Annotated in this window: 24 protein-coding genes; 8 read left to right on the forward strand and 16 right to left on the reverse strand. The window is 39.1% G+C overall.

What is annotated here, in order from left to right; translation table 11 throughout:
- Positions 1 to 111: 111 nt before the first annotated feature.
- A complete protein-coding gene (locus B7E04_RS20695; protein WP_080780421.1) occupies positions 112 to 1,140 on the reverse strand; it encodes a lysylphosphatidylglycerol synthase transmembrane domain-containing protein in 1,029 nt (342 codons plus the stop codon).
- Positions 1,140 to 1,490 carry an aspartate 1-decarboxylase gene (gene panD / locus B7E04_RS20700; RefSeq protein ID WP_027379879.1) on the reverse strand — a complete coding sequence of 117 codons (351 nt, stop codon included), beginning with the start codon at positions 1,488 to 1,490 and terminating at the stop codon, positions 1,140 to 1,142. The genes B7E04_RS20695 and panD overlap by 1 nt, the downstream gene beginning before the upstream one ends.
- A gap of 399 nt (positions 1,491 to 1,889) precedes the next feature.
- On the opposite strand from panD, the gene B7E04_RS20705 reads away from it, so the two are divergent.
- The gene (locus B7E04_RS20705) at positions 1,890 to 2,180 is read left to right on the forward strand and encodes an HU family DNA-binding protein (protein ID WP_062649570.1); all 291 of its coding nucleotides are present in this window, start codon (positions 1,890 to 1,892) and stop codon (positions 2,178 to 2,180) included.
- Positions 2,181 to 2,524: 344 nt separating this feature from the next.
- On the opposite strand, the gene pdxH is transcribed toward B7E04_RS20705, so the two are convergent.
- Positions 2,525 to 3,169, reverse strand: a complete 645-nt coding sequence (pdxH, locus tag B7E04_RS20710; protein WP_080780422.1) for a pyridoxamine 5'-phosphate oxidase — start codon at positions 3,167 to 3,169, stop codon at positions 2,525 to 2,527.
- A gap of 24 nt (positions 3,170 to 3,193) precedes the next feature.
- On the opposite strand from pdxH, the gene B7E04_RS20715 reads away from it, so the two are divergent.
- Positions 3,194 to 3,742, forward strand: a complete 549-nt coding sequence (locus tag B7E04_RS20715; RefSeq protein WP_080780423.1) for a YqgE/AlgH family protein — start codon at positions 3,194 to 3,196, stop codon at positions 3,740 to 3,742.
- Between the two features lie 107 nt (positions 3,743 to 3,849).
- On the forward strand, positions 3,850 to 4,368 hold the full coding sequence (locus B7E04_RS20720) for an N-acetylmuramoyl-L-alanine amidase family protein (protein WP_228440007.1): 519 nt from the start codon (positions 3,850 to 3,852) through the stop codon (positions 4,366 to 4,368).
- A 136-nt stretch (positions 4,369 to 4,504) separates the two neighbouring features.
- Here the strand turns inward: B7E04_RS20720 and B7E04_RS20725 are convergent, their stop codons facing one another.
- From B7E04_RS20725 to B7E04_RS20780, 12 genes are all read right to left on the reverse strand, one after another.
- The gene (locus B7E04_RS20725; RefSeq protein WP_080780424.1) at positions 4,505 to 5,314 is read right to left on the reverse strand and encodes an aminotransferase class IV; all 810 of its coding nucleotides are present in this window, start codon (positions 5,312 to 5,314) and stop codon (positions 4,505 to 4,507) included.
- Between the two features lie 77 nt (positions 5,315 to 5,391).
- Positions 5,392 to 5,778 (reverse strand): START-like domain-containing protein, encoded by a 387-nt coding sequence (locus B7E04_RS20730; RefSeq protein ID WP_040998091.1) that lies wholly within the window; start codon positions 5,776 to 5,778, stop codon positions 5,392 to 5,394.
- 189 nt (positions 5,779 to 5,967) lie between these two features.
- Positions 5,968 to 7,143, reverse strand: a complete 1,176-nt coding sequence (locus B7E04_RS20735) for an aspartate aminotransferase family protein (protein WP_080780761.1) — start codon at positions 7,141 to 7,143, stop codon at positions 5,968 to 5,970.
- 137 nt (positions 7,144 to 7,280) lie between these two features.
- Positions 7,281 to 8,057, reverse strand: coding sequence for a hypothetical protein (locus B7E04_RS20740; RefSeq protein WP_080780425.1), 777 nt, complete (start codon positions 8,055 to 8,057; stop codon positions 7,281 to 7,283).
- A 2-nt stretch (positions 8,058 to 8,059) separates the two neighbouring features.
- Positions 8,060 to 8,887 (reverse strand): hypothetical protein, encoded by an 828-nt coding sequence (locus tag B7E04_RS20745; RefSeq protein WP_080780426.1) that lies wholly within the window; start codon positions 8,885 to 8,887, stop codon positions 8,060 to 8,062.
- A 1-nt stretch (position 8,888) separates the two neighbouring features.
- Positions 8,889 to 9,812 carry a hypothetical protein gene (locus tag B7E04_RS20750; RefSeq protein ID WP_080780427.1) on the reverse strand — a complete coding sequence of 308 codons (924 nt, stop codon included), beginning with the start codon at positions 9,810 to 9,812 and terminating at the stop codon, positions 8,889 to 8,891.
- A 274-nt stretch (positions 9,813 to 10,086) separates the two neighbouring features.
- Positions 10,087 to 11,820, reverse strand: coding sequence for an OstA-like protein (locus B7E04_RS20755; protein WP_080780428.1), 1,734 nt, complete (start codon positions 11,818 to 11,820; stop codon positions 10,087 to 10,089).
- 3 nt (positions 11,821 to 11,823) lie between these two features.
- Complete coding sequence (locus B7E04_RS20760; RefSeq protein WP_034706517.1) at positions 11,824 to 12,297, reverse strand: Fur family transcriptional regulator; 474 nt, start codon at positions 12,295 to 12,297, stop codon at positions 11,824 to 11,826.
- A 67-nt stretch (positions 12,298 to 12,364) separates the two neighbouring features.
- Complete coding sequence (locus B7E04_RS20765) at positions 12,365 to 14,356, reverse strand: KUP/HAK/KT family potassium transporter (protein WP_080780429.1); 1,992 nt, start codon at positions 14,354 to 14,356, stop codon at positions 12,365 to 12,367.
- A gap of 117 nt (positions 14,357 to 14,473) precedes the next feature.
- Positions 14,474 to 15,454 (reverse strand): pyruvate dehydrogenase complex E1 component subunit beta, encoded by a 981-nt coding sequence (locus B7E04_RS20770; protein ID WP_080780430.1) that lies wholly within the window; start codon positions 15,452 to 15,454, stop codon positions 14,474 to 14,476.
- A 257-nt stretch (positions 15,455 to 15,711) separates the two neighbouring features.
- A complete protein-coding gene (locus B7E04_RS20775) occupies positions 15,712 to 16,131 on the reverse strand; it encodes a DUF2147 domain-containing protein (protein ID WP_080780431.1) in 420 nt (139 codons plus the stop codon).
- Positions 16,132 to 16,383: 252 nt separating this feature from the next.
- Positions 16,384 to 18,312, reverse strand: coding sequence for an LTA synthase family protein (locus B7E04_RS20780; RefSeq protein ID WP_080780432.1), 1,929 nt, complete (start codon positions 18,310 to 18,312; stop codon positions 16,384 to 16,386).
- Positions 18,313 to 18,401: 89 nt separating this feature from the next.
- Here B7E04_RS20780 and B7E04_RS20785 point away from each other — a divergent pair, with 89 nt between their 5' ends.
- The 5 genes from B7E04_RS20785 to B7E04_RS20805 all read left to right on the forward strand — a co-directional run bounded on the left by B7E04_RS20785 (position 18,402) and on the right by B7E04_RS20805 (position 21,592).
- Positions 18,402 to 19,115, forward strand: coding sequence for a CDP-alcohol phosphatidyltransferase family protein (locus B7E04_RS20785; protein WP_080780433.1), 714 nt, complete (start codon positions 18,402 to 18,404; stop codon positions 19,113 to 19,115).
- A 116-nt stretch (positions 19,116 to 19,231) separates the two neighbouring features.
- Positions 19,232 to 19,996 carry a 3'-5' exonuclease gene (locus B7E04_RS20790; protein WP_062649600.1) on the forward strand — a complete coding sequence of 255 codons (765 nt, stop codon included), beginning with the start codon at positions 19,232 to 19,234 and terminating at the stop codon, positions 19,994 to 19,996.
- 3 nt (positions 19,997 to 19,999) lie between these two features.
- On the forward strand, positions 20,000 to 20,422 hold the full coding sequence (locus tag B7E04_RS20795) for a putative signal transducing protein (protein WP_080780434.1): 423 nt from the start codon (positions 20,000 to 20,002) through the stop codon (positions 20,420 to 20,422).
- Positions 20,423 to 20,487: 65 nt separating this feature from the next.
- Positions 20,488 to 21,093 (forward strand): fumarylacetoacetate hydrolase family protein, encoded by a 606-nt coding sequence (locus B7E04_RS20800; RefSeq protein WP_080780435.1) that lies wholly within the window; start codon positions 20,488 to 20,490, stop codon positions 21,091 to 21,093.
- Positions 21,094 to 21,154: 61 nt separating this feature from the next.
- A complete protein-coding gene (locus B7E04_RS20805) occupies positions 21,155 to 21,592 on the forward strand; it encodes a universal stress protein (RefSeq protein ID WP_062649608.1) in 438 nt (145 codons plus the stop codon).
- Between the two features lie 80 nt (positions 21,593 to 21,672).
- Here B7E04_RS20805 and B7E04_RS20810 read toward each other — a convergent pair whose 3' ends face one another.
- Entirely contained in the window at positions 21,673 to 21,906 is a 234-nt protein-coding gene (locus B7E04_RS20810; protein WP_062649610.1) for a DUF6341 family protein, read from the reverse strand.
- Positions 21,907 to 21,919: the final 13 nt, after the last annotated feature.

Raw genomic sequence — 21,919 nt, forward strand, 5'->3', positions numbered from 1 at the left:
GATTGTTATCTTATTAGTTTGTATGTAAAACAACAGATTAACGCCGTTTAATTACAATAAAAAATCCGGTCTTAAAAACCGGATTGTATTATTTTAGAAGCTGCATTTATTCTAATCTTTAAATTCCTTGTCAGCAACTGCTTTCTCTCTTGCTTTGGCCAGCATAGGAATGGAAATGAGTCCCATGATCAGCATAATAGTGATCTGCAACGGCAATGAGATAAATGAATAAGTTAATCCCATTTCGCCACCCAATTCGGCACTTTTACCTACTGAAATGAAGAGTGCCATAAAACCGTACTTCATGGCCAGATTGAACGCTCCGATCCCTCCACTGGCAGGAACGATCATTCCCAAAGTACCCACAACAACAATGAAGAAGCCGTCAGCTATGGTAAAATCAGAAGTTTCAGGAAGTGCAAAGCATACAAGATAGGCTGCAAAATAGTAGGAAACCCAGATACCTATCGTGTAAAAAATGAATTTTCCTTTTTCTTTTAATTTGAATATGGTCGCAAGTCCTTCAAAAATTCCGTTAATAAAATTTACGATTTTTCCTAAAAACGGAACGCCTGCAAGTCTCTTTCTGAATACAAAAAACAGCACCGTTCCTGCAACAAGGATCAGAAGAATCAGCAGGATTTTATTAGGGTTAATATTTACGCCTGAGTTTTCGTAGAAGGACAGAATGGCATCATATTTAAAAATAAGGGTTAACCCCAGGAATCCAAGCATACAGACAAGATCTACTACTCTTTCCAGAATAATGGTTCCAAAAGACCTGTCTACCGGCACTTTTTCCACACCATACAAAGCAGTAGCCCTGGCCACTTCACCACTCCTGGGAATGGTAAGGTTCATCAGATACCCAAAAGAAATGGACCATAATGAGTTTGAGGTGGAAATTGCATGTCCCATAGGTTCCAGCATCAGATTCCAGCGTACTGCCCTGAACCAGTAGGCCAGCAGACCGAAAACAGAAGCGAATAATACCCACAGATAATTGGCCTTAGCTAAAGATGCTTTGATTACCTTAAAATCAAGCCCTTTCAATGCGAGCCATAAAAAAAAGCCTGCAAAAGCAAGCGATATTACTATTGTGAGTATAGATTTTAAAGGATTCTTTGATTTTTTCTCCATCAGGTCAGAAGGTTTGTTTTTTCGTCCGGGAAAACAATTTTCGGCTGGAACGTTTTGGCCTCTTCCGGAGTCATCTGTGCGTAAGCGATAATAATAATGATATCATCCTTCTGTACTTTTCTGGCTGCAGGCCCGTTCAGGCATACTTCACCGGATTTTCTTTTTCCTTTGATCACATAGGTATCAAAACGCTCTCCATTGTTTACATTGACGATATAAACCCTTTCTCCCACTACCAAACCGGCAGCTTCTATAAGATCTTCATCAATTGTTATACTCCCAATATAATTAAGGTCCGAGGCTGTAACCCGTACCCTGTGGATTTTAGACTTGAAAACTTCTATTAACATGCTGCAAATTTATTAATAAAAATTTATAAATCCGCCTTTTGAAATCATTTTAAAACTCCCACAAAGCCAGGTATTTAATTTTACATTACATAAGTTTTCAAGTTATTATTTATAAAATCAGCAAACATATCCTTAAAAGCATTAATAGTTTACACAGAATTCAGGATTTAATAAATACAGTAAATAATATTAAATTTTTGCTAAAGTCAATAAGGATAAGCATTTGGCATGATTTTAGTGAGCCGTAACGTAGATTTTACGTGAAAAGTCAAATTATCATATTTTAACTGTTTTCATCGAAATGCAAAAAAATTTTATAAGTTTTAATAAAATAATTGCACAATTAGAAAATAGTATTATATTTGCTATAATTACGAACTAACTTTAATATTAAAAATTATGAACAAGTCTGAATTAATCGACGCAATCGCAAAAGATGCAGGAATCACTAAAGTTGCAGCAAAAGCTGCTTTAGAATCATTCATTGGTAATGTAACTACTACTCTAAAGAAAAAAGACGGAAAAGTTTCTTTAGTAGGATTCGGTACTTTCTCAGTAGCTGAGAGAGCTGCAAGACAAGGTATCAACCCTGCAACTAAAAAACCAATCAAAATTGCTGCTAAAAAAGTTGCTAAATTCAAAGCAGGAGCTGATTTATCACTTGCAGTTTCTGGTGCTAAGAAAAAATAATCATTCAGATTAAGAAAATTCAGGGCCGTTTCTCAGGAAGCGGCCTTTTTTATTGGTGGCTTCGGGAGGGAGCCTCAGCCACCCAGAGATATCCGTCATTTCAGAATCTAACCAGGTTATTTGGTCATTTTTTCAGGGATATTAGGTTTTGGCTAAGGCCCTTGTAATGGGTATCAAAATGTAAAGCGGGCTAAAGCCCGCTCCTATTGAATTTCATATTTTATTTACCTTAAATTCCAGTTTAAATTTAAATAGAGGCATCATTTATCATGAAAAAACTATACCCCATTTCTTGTCCAGGCATAATTACTCATTACTCATTACTTATTACTCATAATTTATAGCTACGGCGCCAGTCTTGAAATCTTCCAGTCCAGTCCACCTTCTAACTGATAAATAATCCTGTCGTGAAGGCGGTTGGGTCTTCCCTGCCAGAATTCAATTTCGTAAGGTTTAGCGATATATCCTCCCCAGTGATCCGGTCTTGGCACTTCGCTGTTTTCGTATTGTTTTTCAAGCTCTTTTAGCCTTTCTTCCAGAAATTCTTTATTCGGGATCACCTGGCTTTGTGGGGAAACGGCTGCGCCCAGCTGGCTTCCTTTGGGTCTTGAATGGAAATAGCCGTCACTGAGATTTTCTGCAATTTTTTCAAGATCGGCTTTAATGATGATCTGGCGTTCCAGGCTGGGCCAGAAGAAGTGTAAACAGGCTTTATGGCTCTTTTCTATTGCTTTTCCTTTTCTGCTGTTGTAATTGGTGTAAAAAATAAAACCTTCGTAGGTATATTCTTTAAGAAGCACCATTCTGGTCCTCGGGCAGCCGTCTTCTTCTACGGTAGAAACCGCCATGGCATTGGCTTCTGAGACGTTAGGATTCCCGCTGGCATCCAAAAACCAGTCTCTGAACTGTTCAATGGGATTTTGTTTTATCTCACTTTCAATAAGTTGGGATTTCTCATACACTTTTCTCTTGTCGTGCAGGTTTTCCATAAATATTTTTTATTAAATTTGAGTATGAATTACTCATACAAAGGTAAAATATTAATTTCCACACCTGACATTTCCGGCGATATTTTTTCGAGATCGGTGGTCCTAATCATTGAGCATAATGAAAGCGGTGCATTTGGTTTGATATTGAATAAGAAAAACAGCCAGATGAGTAATAAGTTCAAAAACTTTTTTGATTTCAAAATAGAGGTCTATGACGGCGGGCCGGTGGAAAATGACAAAGTGTTTTTTATCGTGAAAGGCAAGAAGGTAACTGAGATTTATTCTGAGATCAATAAGAATTTTTATATCACTGAAGATATTGAAAGTATCATCAGCTCTGTGCTCAACAAAGAACTGAGCATTAATGACGTGAAGATTTTCTCCGGATATTCGGGGTGGTCTGCCGAACAGCTTGACAATGAGGTGCAGAGAAAGATGTGGACTGTGGTGGATGTATACAATTTGGACTATACCCTTCCCAATGACCAGACCCTCTGGAAGTCTATTATGCAGAACCTGGGTGGAGAATATCTGCTTTGGGCCAATTCACCTGAAGATATCTCTCTTAACTAATTGAATTCGTAACTGATACGTTTTGAAAACATTAACAAATTTTAAGATTGCTTTAACCAATTTTAAAGAAAGAATTTACGTTATTTGAAAAACCAAAATTACACACCATGAGAGGAATCAAATTACTTGCTTTATCAGTTTTCTCTGTATCTTTTTTATCATTTTCTCCTATTAACAAAAAAATAATCGTGATCGATGCCGGTCATGGTGGAAATGATAATGGAACAGTCTTCGGACAGTTTACTGAAAAAGAAATAACAGTCAGCGTGGCTAAAGAAATTAAGAAGCTGAATGAAAATCAGGATCAGTATGAGGTTATTTTAACCCGCGATTCCGACACGTATCCAACGCTTGGGGAAAGAACAGATATGATTAACAAGCTGAATCCGGAAATGGTAATTTCCCTTCACATAAACAATAATCCTGAAAAGGAAACCGCTAAACAGGGAACTGAAGTATATATCCAGAATACTGAGGGCTCGAAAAAACTGGCTGAAAAAATTTCCAAAAAGTTTAACGCTACCAAAATCGAGGAACGCAATCTTCACATACTGAGAGAGACCAAAGCTCCAGCTGTACTTGTGGAACTTGGCTTTATCAACAACACGAGAATATATAACCAGTGAAGCCGGCCAGAAAGAAATCGCACAAAAATTCACAGAGATCATCCGTGAATATTAAATAAAGAAACAATTTCTGATTTATTCAGAATAAAACCCGGTAAAGGACTTGGGTACTTTGTTGTTTACCGGGTTTGTCAATTTAGAAACTGTTTTTCCAGCTTTCCACCATTTCTATAAAACGGGAGCTTTCGAACGTCTTATTTCTTATTTTACCTACAGAAAATATGCCCTTCTCATCTGAGATCATTAAAATCTCTTCCGCTTTTTGAGATTCAAAGGCAATAATCTCATGTTCCTGGATATCTGCCAGGTTATTTTTATGCAGGAAAGTCACGAAATTTTCCATGAGGGGAGAAATGTAAGCTCCTTCCGACTGCTTTGGAATTTTGATGATATTTCCTTCTAAAAATAAAAGGTTTCCTGAAGTGGTCCTTGCAATTCTTTTGTTGGGATTAAGAAGGATCACATCATCCAGATCATTTTCCTCAGCATAAATACCTCCGTAAATATTTTCCGGGCAATGCACCCTGATATTGCTCAGCAGATTATTATTGACGTTGATTTCCTTGGTAAGATCCATTTCCAATGGCCTGTGATGCACTGCAAGCACATCATCTGACTCCGTTACCTCATAGAAATAGGAAACTGAAGATTTTGATACCGTTAAGGCATCATTATTCCTGAAAACCTGGAAATTAATAATCCCGTTTTTTATTCCCTTACCTGCGATAAGATCTTTATGGAAAAGATTCTGGAAAAACTCCAGCGTATAGGTAAGCGGAATATTCATTCTCATTTTTCTCATAGAGGCCATCAGGAAGAAATAGCATTCTTCATCCATGATCAATCCTCCGTTTCTCAGGAAGAAAGAAACCTTCACAGCGTCACCCAAAAGAAACGCTCTGTTCTTCACAGATAATCCGTCTGATGTAAAATATTGATTTTCCAATTTTTGATGTGATTTATTTATAAAAAAATAATGAACGATAAATCGTTCATCAGTTTTACCATTTCATAGTGCGCAGCCTATGCCGCACCTAATTTTATTCTGAGGTTTTCAATCAGGTTTTCCCAATACAATGCGTTCTCCTGCTCATCCCCTTCTTCACAGAAATCGGTAATGTTCAGGGCCAGGTCTTCTGTAATATCGTCTATTGTAATTGTCATTTCAAAGAAATTTTTAGTCCCTTCATCTTCTTCCCATCTGAAACGTACGAAACCTTCAGGCTTATATCTAATCAAAGTGGCCTTTTCGGCAGGTCCTCCGCCCCAGCTGAAAAAGAAGTCATCGCCTTTCTCTGTTACCTCATCCGCAAACCATTCAGATAATCCCTCTGCCGTCGCCAGATATTCATATAAAATCTCTGATAAACAATGCATTGGAAATTCGTAATGGACTTTATGTTTCGCCATATAATCTTTGTTTTTATCGTCCCGCAATATATAAATTAATTTTTTTATTACACTAAAAAGCAGTTATTTTTTTAAAGAATCTTCATGATATTTATCACAGGATTTAAATCTTAATTGAATAAAATTCGCAGGTTAAAAACTACCATGTACAGCATAAAAAAATCTCTCGTCAATCGAGAGATTTTAAAGTTATTTTTCATTCAATACCTCCAGGATAATCTGGCATCCCTGTCTGATTTCGTCCATTGAAATTGTGAGAGGCGGTGAAATCCTCATATATTCATTTCTATAGAGTTGCCAGAAGACAATCAGCCCCTTTTCCATACATTTTTTAGCAACATCAAGGGTGTATTCAGGTGTTCCCAGATTCACGGCCAGCATCAGCCCTTTCCCGTTGATGTTTTTGATCTTCGGATGGACGAGAAGTTCTCTGAACAATTTTTCTTTTTCAGCGGTTTGTTCCATCAGGCCGCTTTCAAGCACTTCCTTTAACGTAGCATAGCTGGCTGCAGCAATCAGGGGATTCCCTCCAAAGGTGGTAATATGTCCTAATTTCGGTGAATGAGACAGGGTTTCCATAATCTCTCTGGAACTCATAAAAGCACCTACCGGCACTCCGCCGCCCATTCCTTTACCCACCACCAGAATATCCGGAACAATGCCAAAGTGCTCGAAAGAAAATAGCTTTCCGGTTCTTCCAAAGCCGGGCTGAATTTCATCAAGGATAAGAAGAGCTCCCGTTTCTTCACATCTTTTTTTAAGTTGAATCAGATAGTCCTCCTCAGGAACTAAAAACCCGGCTGCCCCCTGAATGGTTTCAAGAATGACGCAGGCTGTTTTCTCTGTAATTTTATCGAGGTCATTTTCATTATTAAATTCAATAAAGCTCACCATCGGTAATAGCGGGCGGAACTCTCTTTTATGGGTTTCATTTCCGGACACACTGAGTGCGCCGTGCGTATTTCCGTGGTAGGAATTTTTAAAGGAAACAATCTCTTCCCTTCCGGTATAGCGTTTTGCCAGCTTTAGACTTCCGTCAATAGCCTCTGCCCCACTGTTTACAAGATAAGTGATCTCCAGGGGATCAGGTGTGGCTTCCGCCAGAAGTTTACACAAGGCTACCGGCTTTTCCTGTGCATACTCACCATACACCATCACGTGCAGGTATTTATCCGCCTGTTCTTTGATGGCTTCTACTACCTTAGGATGCGAATGTCCCAGAGTATTGGCAGAAACACCGGCCACGAAATCCAGGTATTTCTTTCCGTCTGTTCCGTAAATATAGCTTCCTTCTGCTTTTTCAACTTCAAAACCAGCTGCAAATTTTGTGGTTTGTGCCTGATAGATAAAAAAGTCCTTATGCATTTCCATTGTCGCAAAAATTTTCAGCAAAGCTAAAAAAGATTCGTCACATGCAGAAATTATCAGCCTTTAATAAAAAAATTACCCTTAAAAAAATCTAAGGGTAATCTAATATAAATAATAAAAAGTAGAAGATTATTTTACAGGACTTTTTCTACCGTCACAAAGCTGTTATTGATTACATTGTAGGCAGTGGTTCCTCCAAGTTCAGAAATTGCTTCCAGGGTGATATACTGCCCCTGAACGATATACACTGAAAAATCCATGCTGATTTTCCTGACTGTTCCATCAAAATTCACGGTATTTTCCAAAAGCTGAAATCTTTTAACATCATTGACATACAAGCTTGCGCCTAATCTGCTGCTGAATGATCCTGCAGTTCCAGTAAAATTCAAGCTTACATTCACTCTGTATAAACCACTCTGGCGGATATAAAGCCTGTTCAGGTCTGCGCCTGTGGTTGCGGTATTGGTTTTAAGTTTCAGAGGATCTGCCAGAAAATTTGGCTTATCTATCAGGGAATTAATGGGAAGCATTACCGACCCTGAAGTTGTACTGACCGGATTGATACTGAATCTGGAAACATTATCGGATTCTACTTCAAAAGCTTTACTCCAAACGAGCCCGTCAAACACCATCACCTGGCCTGTGCTTTTTACAAAGAGCAGCATTCCCCGCAAAGCCTCTATTCTTGTGGATGGTGCACCGGCACCGGTATAAGGCAGATCAACAGCCGTTTCAACGGCCGGCAGGCCAAAACCTTTAACCCCCGTTGCTTCACTGGTATTGGTAATGTACATCATCACCTGATCATTTCCGTTAGCATTGGAGTCAGGGTTGGCTATATTCGTGAAATTAACTTGTGCACTGTACATGCTTAATGACAACAGGAACAGGCAGACTATATATTTTTTCATTGTTAGTAGGCTTTAATTAAACGTGCTCCGATATATGAGTTGATGGAACTGGTATCCGTTCCATATGCAGACAGGGATCCCCCTGACCCACCAATAGTTGTTATTGTAGGAACAACTCTCAGCTCGGCACCGGCAGGTAAGGACACGGTTTGTGAAAAACTTGATGTTTTACTTCCTTGGGTATCAATAATAAATACCAGCGAATAATTCGTTTTGGTCACAATGGTTTCCCAGGCTGAAGCCGGTGTATATTTAACCTGCAGGGTAAGCTTAAATTCAGTAATCCCTAACTGGGCTCCTACACTGCCTCCGGTAAAACCAAGAGCGGCTGCAATATCATACATTCCGTTTTGTTTGATGGTCACCGTACTTGCATTTTTGAGAAGTAAATTATCTACCAGCACCTGGCTTTTATCATCCGGAGCCAGATACACTGGGGCTCCCAGAGAAAGACATATGCCAAGCCCGAAAGCCAGACAAGGTATGCTAATCCCCGATGAAATTCCCAATCTGGAGCCTTTGGACTGAAAAATACCCTGTATCTGTCTTGCAGGATTCCAAGCAAAGCCGTCATATTTATAATATTGATCATCTGTCTTGTTATAGATAAGACTGCCTACGAGATTGGGATAATCACTGAAGAGATCTGTTGAAGCCACATCATACTTGGGAAAACCCGTATGGGTATTGGAATACGGAAGTATCACTCCTTTGGTTCCGTCTTTCACTTTAACGATATTCTTATTACTGATGATATTATCTCCAATAGCAACTTGTGCATTTAAACCATACTGAAATAAAAGCACTGCGGTTAATACGATTTTTTTCATCTTATTGCATGTTTATTTTTTCAACAATAATTTCTGATACACCGCTTCCTGTAGTATTCATCGAAAAAGACAGGATGTTTCCACCGATGACACCGGTACAAACCCCCGAGCCAATGTTCTGGTTTCCATAAAACCTCAGCCTGAGGTTATCGCCGGCTTCGAAACTTCCGATATAGGTGATAGCCAAAGACTGTCCCACATCAATAGCGCCCGGCGAAAGACTTCCCAGAGATAATGCTCCACTGGTGGAACTTGAACTGTTATTGGTAATAGGCCTCCACGTAGCAGGTGCTGCAGCGGTACTGGTTTCCAGGTCAATTTTGGAGTACAGATTAATGGCTACTCCCAAGCAGAGTGATGGTGTTTTCACATCAATGGCACCACTTTTAAAGGAAATTTTATACAGTCCTCTTGTTTTGATATTAATGACATTACTTGTGGCAGCAGCAAGGGATACATCTGCCGAGATATCATTATAACTTGGGCTTGCACTTGTAAAAGGAACATCTATTGCTCCTCCTGCCTGCGGGCAAAGTCTGTTCACTCCACCACATCCCAATCCACACGTTCCGCAATCTGCGGTAATGACTGCGCTTCTTATAAAGCGTGCCATTTTGTTGTTCTTCAATGTCGTTACGATAGGATCTGAAATTTTCCAGGTTGTCCCGTCGTTCTGTACAATGCTTCCCGTCTCTCTGTTGAAAATAATGGAACTCTGTGTACCGTTTCCGGTAGTCCCGGCAGCCGATGCCGGCAGTGCTGCAGTAGTGTTAGACCTTGGCATTCGCGCCGCACTGTTGTCCTGTTTTACATGTAAAAGTGTTCTTTCGTCAGGCTGAAAATTGGTTGTTTTTGCAATCCCAACTTGTGCGTTTACCCTTATTATAGAAAAAATAAGGGCCAACAGGGAATAGTAGATTCTCATTTTTTATTTTTTTTATCATTGTTGGTCTTCTAAATTTAAAAAATATTATAATTTAAAATGTATTGTGAATAAAAAAAATACGTTAAATAAAAAGGAATAATAAAAAATTCAGATTTAAAAGGCATTCCGGGGGCAGGCAGAGACTGGATTATTAAGAAAAACAACAGTTATTTTGTGCTATTTTCGGAAATTCTTACCCTTTATATTAAAAATAAATCACCATTTCCGATTGAAAAAATGGTGATTTATTATTTTTTACGAAAAAAATTCTTAATTATTTTCGTACCCGCTTTGGCTTTTTAGCTTCTTCTTTGGCTTTTTCTTTATCAATGGCATCCTGTGCCTGATTGAACAGCTCATTATCAGCAGTATACTTTATCTCTTCATAATCAGGGGTGTCTACCAGGATATCCTGCCACTTCCTGATCCGGTCTCTGGTGTTCCAGTTAAAATCAGGGAACTTCCTTTTTTCCGGTTCTAATTTACTCATCGGATAGGTGTCAGAATTGGCTCCGATACTGCACGAAACAATCTGCAGCCCTTTTTCCTCAAATAAAGCCCCGATGATTCCACAGGTAGAAAGTGTAATCCCGATTCTCTGAGGCTGTTTGGTTTCCTGATCCACATCATCCACATATACAATAGATTGTGCATTTCCCACAACTCTTGCTTCTTTGATGTCATTATTCTCGTAGTAAACGGTCATGAATTTTCCCTTCACCTGATTAAATTCATCTTTAAGATTCAAAGAATCCACTTTACTGATGGCAAAGGCATTTCCGATCACTTTTAGCGAGTCTATATTTTCATTTTTCGTATTGAAGTAGGCTTCCACTTTGTCTCCGGTCACCTGTTTTTCACCGCTCCAAAGAATCGGGCGGGTATACATGTGCATGATTCCGTCTGTTTCATTGAAGGCAATGGAATCTGCTCTTCCCTGTGCATTGGACTTGAAGATACGGGCTTTTTTAAAGGCTCTCAAAAAGCTTTTCTTGACTTTTATATCCAGAGAATCCGGTCTCTGGTAAGAAAGGATCTTTTCTGCTGCGAAATAGATAGAATCCTTTTCCATGATCTTCACCGCATAAGGGCTTTTCGTCATCATTGCAGAGTCTTTCTTCTGATATACCTCTCCATACCCTCCTTTAATGTATCTTTTTTCCAGAGGATCGTCCAGGGTAACATTACCTGTCGCTTTTCCAAAACCTGTAGTATTGTTAAAATACATATCATCCCCCGTAAGGATCTTATCATTATAAAAGACCTTGGAATTTTTATTCAGGAAAGCTTCTTTTGTTTCCATCCTGTAGGTTCCTCTTTCGGTGTATATTCTGTTTTTGGGATTCGCACGGTTGGTGATGGTAGTTGGTCCGAAAAACTCCGCCACTTTTGTATTCTGGTTTTGTTTAATGTTGGGACCTTCAATAATATAATCGGGGCTGTCTATTTTTACATTCCCAACGAAATCAATCATTTTGGTATTGAGAAAATAGGTAGCCGATTTGGTGTACATCACATTCTGCGCATCAGAAATCGTTCCTCCGGTATTGAAGTACGCCTGATTGGCCAGCCTGTCATAATACAGGATATCTGTTTTAATGGTCTGCTTCGGATCGGTAAGAACTACATTTTTCTTTGCGACTCCTTTTTGGGTAGCCCCATTGTATTCCATCTCATGGGCAGTAATTACAGAACCGTCTGCATTCTGAAGTTTAGCATTCCCGATCGCTTTTACCAAACTTTGATCGTTATAAAGAATTACCTCATCAGCATAAAGAATGGATCCCTGATGCTCAATTTCCACGTGACCTACCAGATACTGGTTTCCTTCGTATTTGGTATCTTTTTTAAATTCATCGGAATGGATGATCTTCACCTTATCTTCAGGCCGGACCGCTGCAGAAGGCTTTCCTTTACTTTGAATATAAGGATCCATCTGCGTAGTTTTGTTGTCCTGTGCGGAGCTTAACGCAGAAATAAAAATTGACAGAAAAAGGAGTATTCTCATTGATTAATCATTCTTAGTGCCATAGAAATACAGCGAATGCGAATCAATATTTACGCCAAATGCTTCTTCAATTGCTTCTTTGATTCCCTGAATCCGTGGGTCACAGAATTCGATAATTTCTTCTATTTCTTTATCAGAGCCTTTTTTGTAGATCACCAGATGGTCATGCTGCTTATCAAAATAAGACTTTTCATAAGATGAAGAGGTCAATGTTTTTTCTCCAAACTGATGCTTACGGATCAAACCTGCATCAAGGAAAATTTCAATAGTGTTGTAAATCGTTGCTTTTGAAACATGATATTTCTTCTGCATCATGAGAAGATACAGGTCATCCACATTGAAGTGGTGATCCATGCTGTAAATCTCTTCCAATATCGTATATCGTTCAGGTGTGTTTCTGAAACCCTTTTCCAAAAGGTAATTCCTTAAAACATCCTTGATCAAAGCAATATTTTTTTCTTTTTGTACTGTATCCATCAAAAAAATTATCTACAAATTTATTGATTTTTATTTAAATAGACCTTATGGTTTGGTACCCGTACTTTTAAGAATTGTGACGGAAGAAACCGGACTGCTCAATTTTATTATCATAAACCGTTAATTCTGTAATAGGCGCAGATTCCACTTCTACGTTGTGAGAGGAGACTCCCCAAGCTTTGAAATCATCACTTCCGATGTACTTCACGAAGTTGTAGATATTGAGTGTAATCTTCTGTTTAACAGTTAAAAGTATATCGTTGATATATGTATTATCTATAATCACATATTTCAGATCCGGCGGAATATTGTGAGCTCTCAGAGACGGATGGCTGCTTCTTGAAGGAAGGGTTCCGTCTGCCATCAGATCTTTCAGAACCATATTGAAATAGTCATTAATCCTACGGTCTACTTTAAATCCTAAAAGGAAATTAATTTTAAATACGGTTCCCGGAAGAATTTCATCTACCGTGTATTTGAACGTATACGGATCTTCCTGGTTCACAATACTTAAAATAAAGTAATGATCGGCTCTTTTCGGCTGTTTCTTGATGATGGAGTAAATGATTTTGGACTCCACCTCGTCATTTCTTTTGGCTCTGCTGAGATAAGCAAGATTGGTGGCATATTTAGGAATGGTTTCATCCAGCTTCATATCTTTCAGGATGGAAACATATTTTTCTATTTTCACATACTGGATAAAGTTAGCTTTGATAAGTCTTCCGTTATACCAGGCATACATACAAACTGCGATGAATCCTCCCAATACCATTGTTAGCCATCCACCATCTACAAACTTGATCACGTTGGCGTAGAAGAACCCTGATTCCAGGAATAAATATACTACGGCAAAACCTATGATAAAGATCTTATTAACTCTTGTACGGCTTAGCCAGAACAGCAACAGGATGGTGGTCATCAACATGGTAATGGTGATGGTCAACCCATAAGCTGCTTCCATTTTTTCTGATTTCTGGAAAAATATTACGACTACAAAACAGAAAGCCATCAGCCCCCAGTTAATTCTCGGGATATACATCTGCCCTTTGATCCCTGAAGGATATTCAATGTGCTGGTTTGGCCAGAAAGAAATAGACATCGCTTCCGAGAACATGGTAAAAGATCCTGTAATTACCGCCTGGCTGGCAATAATCGCAGCGGCAGTAGCCAGAATTACTCCCGGAAGAACCGCCCATTGAGGCATAATTCCGAAGAAAGGATTCACCCCGTTGAACACCTGATGGTAGTTATCCAAAAGCCATGCACCCTGTCCCAGATAATTCAGGATCAACATCACTTTTACAAAAATCCAGCTGATTCTGATGTTCTTGGCACCGCAGTGACCAAGGTCAGAGTATAATGCCTCTGCTCCCGTTGTACACAGGAAAACGGCCCCCATGATCACGATGGCACTGGAAGAGTGTGTGATCAGGTTATAGGCATATATAGGATTAAAAGCTTTGAAGATTTCTATATGATCTACAATATGAATGGATCCGAAGATTCCCAGAACGAGGAACCAGGTTACCATGATAGGCCCGAAAAACTTCCCGATGGAAGCGGTCCCGAACTGCTGCACCACAAAGACTATAAAGAGAATTCCAATGGTGATGATGACTACGGGAGTTTCCGGATTGTATATTTTAAGCCCTTCGATGGCAGACATCACCGTTAAGGAAGGCGTTATTACACTGTCCGCCACAAGCGTGGAGGCACCGATAATGGCGACCACATAGAGCCATTTTTTCTTGAGTTTTTTTACTAATGAATACAGGGCAAGAATCCCACCTTCACCTTTGTTATCTGCTCTTAAAGCAATGATTACATACTTAAGGGTAGTTTGAAGCGTCAGGGTCCAGATGATACAGGACAAAGCACCTTCAATATATTCATCAAACGGCATTCCGGCACCGTCTTTTCTAGCGTTAACGATCGCCTTCATTACGTAAAGGGGCGAGGTCCCGATATCTCCGAAAACAATTCCCAAAGAAACTATAACGCCTACAAATGAGAGCTTCTTAAGGTCAAAATGATGACCACCCTCTGTAACTTCTGCCATATCAGCCAATTTATTTTTAAACGCGCAAATTTATACTAATTTTATGACGTCAAGAATTATTCTTCATGAATATAATAAATGAAAAAACTTCCTTTCGGAAGTTTTTCTCTATCATAGTTATTTTACGTACATCGCTTTTTTAATTTCCTCTTTTACTTTTTCAAGCTTAGGGAACCATTCTGCAAATAATGCCGCTGAATATGGTGCAGGTGCGTCAGGAGTAGTAATTCTCTTGATTGGCGCATCCAGATAATCAAATGCTTTTTGCTGAACCATATAAGTAATTTCTGAAGATACGGAAGCGAACGGCCATGCTTCTTCAAGGATTACTAATCTGTTCGTCTTTTTAACAGAAGCTAAAACGGTATCAAAATCAAGAGGACGAACAGTTCTAAGGTCAATCACTTCTACAGAGATTCCTTCTTTAGCCAAATCTTCAGCAGCCTGAATAGCCAGCTTCATAATTTTACCGAAAGAAACCAACGTAACGTCTGTACCTTCTCTTTTAATATCTGCTTTACCTATCGGCAGGTAATATTCTTCTTCAGGGATTTCCATTTTGTCTCCATACATCTGCTCAGATTCCATGAAAATCACAGGATCATTATCCTGGATAGCGGATTTCAACAATCCTTTCGCATCATAAGGGTTGGAAGGAACCACCACTTTAAGGCCCGGAACATTTGCAAACCAGTTTTCAAAAGCCTGAGAGTGTGTTGCTCCCAATTGTCCTGCCGAAGCAGTAGGTCCTCTGAAAACGATAGGACAGTTCCACTGGCCACCGCTCATCTGACGGATCTTGGCCGCATTATTAATAATCTGATCAATACCTACCAAGGAGAAATTGAACGTCATATACTCTACAATTGGTCTGTTACCATTCATCGCAGCACCTACGGCAATCCCAGTGAAACCAAGCTCAGCAATGGGTGTATCGATTACTCTTTTAGGACCAAATTCATCCAACATTCCTTTAGAAGCTTTGTATGCACCGTTGTATTCTGCAACTTCCTCCCCCATTAAAAAGATGGATTCGTCTTTACGCATTTCCTCGCTCATTGCCTGTGCAATTACCTCACGAAAAGTATATTCTGCCATATTTATTTGAAAAATTTAGACTACAAAAATAGTGATTTTTTATTAGTAACATAACAAAAAAGGCATCTCATTGAATGCAGGCCCTAAATAAGCTGAGCCCGGGCTACAATTAAAGTGACTGAGGGAGCCGGAAAGTATTATAGATATCCATTCAGAATCCCAATAACTTCCTTCTTCCGGCTTCAGACTTCCCTTTTATAAAAATAAAACAGCATCTCATTTCTGAAATGCCGTCTTAAAATTCTATTTAAACTTGATTAGTTCATTTTTTCCCAGGTCTGGGTTCTTCCCAGTAAAGATAATCCCACATACCCTCTTACATTCAGTTTATCACCGCTTTTTATAATAGTACATTTGTAGGTTTTACCTGTTTTAGGATCGGTGATGGTTCCTCCTGTAAATTCATCCCCATCTTTTTTAAGACCTCTGATGATCTCCAGCCCAAGGATTGGTTTTCCTTTTCTGTCGTCCTTACATTCCGTACAGTTTGGATTCGCAGGCTTTATCAGCAGCTGGGAAACTTTTCCGTAATACTTTCCATCAGACTTTTTATAGATTTCCACTACAGACTTGGCCTGTTTCGTTTCATCATCTATAGTCTTCCACTTACCTTCAATCTGTGCAAATGACAAAACACTGAACAGGGAAAGTACGAATGTTAATAATACTTTTTTCATATTTCTTATCGTTTTAATTCTGATATACGTTTTTCGTTAACTATCTATTGTTAAAAATATAAATTAAATTTTAGATAGGCAAAAACTTTTGTTATACGGAGCATATGAATAGGCGAAAGGGCTAAAAGGCAAAATAGCGAAAGGGCAAAACAGCGAAGGAAGCTGAGAAGGCAAAGAAAGCTAATTTGCAAATTTGCCATTTCGCCCTTTAGCCCTTTAGCCTTTCTCTTAGCCTTCTCAGCTTTCTTTGCCCTAATGCAGTTTCCTGTTAATCACCCTATCCATATAATCTTGATACCACGCTTTCGCGGTCTGTATTTCCTTTTCTGTTTCAGGCGTCTTTAGTTTTCCCATCAGGTTGTTTGCAAATCCGAGGTCATTTTTTTCATATATCCCTGTGATTTCCTTACCATCAAAACGGTACATGTGATTCCCGATAATGAACTGTTCCGTGCTTCCGTCAGAATTCACGACAATAGCCGGATACTTTTTATCGCTTACAAGGCTTCTTCCCCAGCTTCTGATCTGTTTATTGTACCCGATAAGATCTGCCAGTGTTGGATAAATATCTATCTGCTGGGCAACTTCAGGATCTACACCTTTAAGATTATACTGAGGATTCGGCGAATAGAATATCAAAGGTACTGCAAAACGGTTCATGGCTTTTTCATATTCCCCATAAGCAATCTGGTTGGTATGGTCTCCTGTGAAAACAAAGATGGTATTATTGAACCATGGCTCCTTTTTAACCGTTTCAAAATATTTTTTAATGGCATAATCCGTGTATTGTATCGGTTCGTGCATTTCTATGGTTCCTTTTTTGAATTTCCCTTTGTATTTTTCAGGGATTTTAAACGGATGGTGTGATGAAGCCGTAAATACGGTAGACATAAAAGGCTGCTTCTTTCCTGTATTCTTTGCAAAATACTGAAGAAACGGCTCGTCCCAGATGGCCCACATGCCATCAAAATCCTCATCATGATTGAATTCATTCTTCCCGAAATAATGCTTAAAGCCCAATATATTTCCAAATCCGAGGAAGCCCATCGATCCGTTCGGAGCACCATGATAAAAAGAAGTATCGTACCCCAGATCATTACAAACCGAAACAATAGACTGGATTTTCTGGTTGGAATATGGTGAGCTGGTAAACGCATCGGTAAGGCTTGGAATTCCTGCAAGCACGCTGCTCATCCCGTGAATAGACTGTCTCCCGTTGGCAAAAGTGTTCGGAAAAATCAGACTCTGCCCTGCCAGACTGTCGATGAAAGGTGTATAGGAAACATATCCGTTGATATTTTTATCTTTATTAAAAGCTCCGGAATATTCCCTTCCGAAAGATTCAACGATGAAAATAACAATATTGGGACGGTTTTCTACTTTTCTGTCATAGATTTTGTAAGGCTGAACATTGTCAGCGATAAATTTGTCATCTACAAAATGAACTTCTTTAAAATTATTCGTCCCCAAAGTCCTGAAAAACGAAAACGTACTGTTCAGAACAATATTTCCATGAAGCGGATTCACTACAAAACGGTTGGCATCCACCAAATTAATCGGTCTTGTACTGTGTTTGAAGTCTCCGCGGATTCCTCCCACCGCCAATACGGCAGTACCGCAAAGAACGAGGATAGACCAGATGAAATAAGGAATCAGTTTTACAGGCTTTTGTGGCTCAATTTTCACTTTTTTGTAAAGGAAAACCCAAAGTGCCATTAAAACAACGAACCAGATCAATACAAAAGGATGCTGCCCTATGGATACGGTGAATACTTTAAAAATATTGGATTCATGCTTTGCGACCTGCAATGCTGTGGAGGTCAGCCTGGCCTGGGCAAATTTATAATAGACAAAATCACCGAAGTTCATCGCGTAGGCAATTCCGTTGGTCACAAAGTACAGCCAGAACAAAATCTTCTGATAAACTTTTTTGGTATTGATAACAATCGGGATAAGACTTAGCAGAATAAATAATGCATTGGTATATAAAATTGCCGTGGTATCGAAAGCAATTCCATGGTATGCAATATTAAAATAATCTGAAACGGAATCTACTTTGATGAGTTCCTTATTGAAAAACCAAAACAAAAGTCTGGCCACCTGATAAAAAACGTATGCCAGGAAAATCCTGTACAGCAGCGCCAGAACTTCCTGTTTCCTAAATTCTTTAAAAAATTTCATTCGGCAAATTTACATCAAAATCACATCACTGTATTTTTTCATGGATAATATTTCAGGATAAAATTTGGAAAAACTGTATTTTTGCTGTCATGAATTTCATAAAAAATAATCTTGCCAATGCACTGACCCTTGCCAATTTGTTCGCGGGCTGTGTAGGTGCGATCCATCTTATCCTGGGAGATTACCAGACAACGGCAATCTGTTTGATCCTGTCTTCCATATTTGATTTTTTTGACGGATTTGTTGCCCGTGCGGTAAAATCCAATTCCAATCTCGGGCTTCAGCTGGATTCCCTTGCGGATATGGTAAGTTTCGGGCTGATTCCGGGGCTTACGATGTATAAGGCTCTGGAGCCGTTCGGAAATGAGATCCTGGGACTGCATCTCCCTTTTGATATCAGCTATATTGGTCTTCTGGTGACGGTTTTCTCGTGCCTCAGACTTGCTATATTCAATCTTGATGAGGAACAGCGTTATTATTTCAAGGGGCTGAATACGCCAACCAACACCGTACTGCTATTTGGATTATACTATGCTTTTAAAGAAACCGGAACTTTTGGATTTTTATTTGACAATCCATTATTTCTGATTGCATTAACGGTTATTACGTCATGGCTTCTGATCAGCCCGATTAAAATGATGGCGATGAAATTTAAATCGAAGAAGCTGCAGGACAATTACCCGAAAGTGATTTTATTAGCCGGCGGAATTGCCATTCTGATCCTATTTCAGATTGTAGGTATTCCAATGCTTGTTATTTATTATATAGTAGTATCGCTGGTTTTTCAGAGGCAGCTGGGCTAGATTTCAGACGTCGGATATCAGATATCAGACTTTAGAAGTTTGTATCTTGCAAATTAGTGAAGTAAAAATCAGCACATTTTCAAATTAATACATTATCAAATTTTCAAATTAACAACATGAATTTAAAGCTCCATAAACCTCTCTGTATCTTTGATCTTGAAACCACCGGAACCAATATCGGGAAGGATAAAATTGTAGAAATCTGTATTTTAAAAGTAAATCCGGATGCTTCCAGAGAAAGCAAAACATGGCGTGTGAACCCGGAAATGCCTATTCCTGCTGAATCCAGCGAAATCCATGGCATTTATAATGAAGATGTAAAGGATGCTCCAACCTTCAGGGAGATTGCTCCAAAAGTGATGGAAATGCTATCAGGAAGTGACCTGGGAGGGTTTAATTCTAACCGATTTGATGTTCCGCTTCTGGCAGAAGAGCTATTGAGGGTAGAAATGGATTTTGACCTGAGTAAATTCAGGCTGGTGGATGCCCAGACTATTTTCCATAAAAAAGAGCCCAGAAATTTAGGCGCTGCTTACCAGTTTTACTGCGGAAAGGTGCTGGAAAACGCCCATTCTGCGGAGGCTGATGTGATGGCTACTTTCGAGGTGCTGGATGCACAGGTTGGAAAGTATGACGATATTCCGAATGAGATCGCTCCTTTAAGTGAATTCACTTTCCACAACAAGAATGCAGATCTGGCAGGGTTTATCGGCTATAATGACAAGTCGGAAGCTGTTTTCAACTTTGGAAAATACAAAGGCCAGGGGGTAAAAGCTGTTTTCCAGAAGGATCTGGGTTATTACGGATGGCTTCAGAATGCGGATTTCCCGCTGTACACCAAAAAGGTATTTACGAAGATCCAACTTTCCAGTAAATTTTAGAAAATGTCAAGCTTAGTTAAGTTTAAATTTTATGAAACTGCCCTTGAAGCCAACAGGGATAAACAAATTCTTGCGGATAACGGAGTGAATAGTTTCATTGCCAATGAGCAGCTGATACAGTCGGACTGGCTGCTTTCACAGGCTGTGGGTGGTATTCAGCTTCAGGTTTTTGAGGATGATCTGGAAAAGGCAAAAAAAATTCTTCAGGATTATAATGATAATGACGCATATTCTCTTGAGGTAGAGCATACCATTGAAAATGCTGAATTTGATTTTGTATGCCCGAAATGCGGCTCGAATCATATTTACCAGGACGAGAAACCGGGCGGGGTTTTCGGCATCAGTGTACTGCTTCTGGGTTTACCGTTAAAAACACCATCCAACCTTTACCACTGCTATTACTGTGGTAATGAGTTTAAGCATTAATTTATAAAATCCTGCCGTCATTAAAGTACAATGTGCGGCAGCAACAATATAAACAACAGATCATTATGAAAATCATTTGTATAGGAAGAAACTATAGTGAGCATGCTAAGGAATTAGGAAATGAAATCCCCGAAAAACCGGTTATTTTCATGAAACCGGACACCGCGGTCTTGAAAGGAAATGATTTTTATATTCCTGAATTTTCCAATGATGTTCATTATGAGCTTGAAGTTGTTCTAAAGATTTCAAAGGGAGGAAAATACATTCAGAAAGAAACTGCCCATAAACATTATGATGAGATCAGTCTGGGAATAGATTTCACGGCAAGGGATCTTCAGAGTGAACTTAAATCCAAAGGACTTCCCTGGGAGCTGGCCAAAGGTTTTGACGGCTCTGCGGTAGTGGGAAATTTCTTTAAAAAGGAGAATTATGATCTTGAAAGCCTTCAGTTTTCGTTACTTCAAAATAAAGAAAAAGTTCAGAACGGTAATACCAAAGATATGATTTTCAGCTTTGATGATATTATTGCTTTTGCTTCTCAATATTTCACGCTGAGAGTGGGAGATCTTATTTTCACCGGAACTCCGAAAGGTGTGGGGCAGGTACATGAGAATGATGTACTGGAAGCTTATCTGAAGGATGATAAAATTCTTGATATCCGAATATTATAAGTATTTAACATAAAAAATCCGGCTTTTTTTCTTACCTTTAGGAATAACAAAATGAAAGGTCATGATAAATATTGTACTACCCGTAGATTTTGGGGATAAAACAGAACAGCTTGTAGACGGAGCCGTAAAATTTGCAAAACAACTGAACGGCAGGATTTTTCTGATTCACGTGGCACCTTCGGATATTGGTTTTGCCATCGGTGATATGGGATATCAATATTTTCCTGAAGTGGAAGCCAATGAGATCAGGGAGGAACTGGTACAGCTGAATAAGATTGAGCAGAGGATCATTGCCCATGATGTAGACTGCGAGCATCTTTTAAAACAGGGGATCGCAAAGGATACCATCCTGGAATATGCAAGGGCTAAGAATGCAGATTACATTGTGATGGGATCGCACGGAAGAAGCGGAATTTATGATGTTTTTATCGGAAGCTTAACCAAAGGGCTTACGAAAGATTCCCATGTTCCGGTACTTGTACTTCCTATCCACGACTAGATAAAAATTGAATTTTAATCGTTAATAAAAAAACCGATCAGACCAAAGTCCGATCGGTTTTTTACTATATAACCAATTAATTAACCTTCTTTTTTATAGATCTTAGGATCGTAGTAAGGGTGTTTTCCCTCAGTAGGAGAATAATATTCTTTGTCTTTATCACCGCCCAGTGTCACTACCAATACATAGCACCAGTAAATGAATAATACACAACAAACGGTAAATAGAATCCAGTTCAGAACATTTCCAAATGTGTCAAAAAATCCGAAAGCCCATTTGAAAACTTTACTTAAGAATAACCAGAAAGACGTCATTATTTTCCTTTTT

Source organism: Chryseobacterium phocaeense (assembly GCF_900169075.1).
In the GTDB taxonomy this organism is placed as follows: Bacteria; Bacteroidota; Bacteroidia; order Flavobacteriales; family Weeksellaceae; genus Chryseobacterium; species Chryseobacterium phocaeense.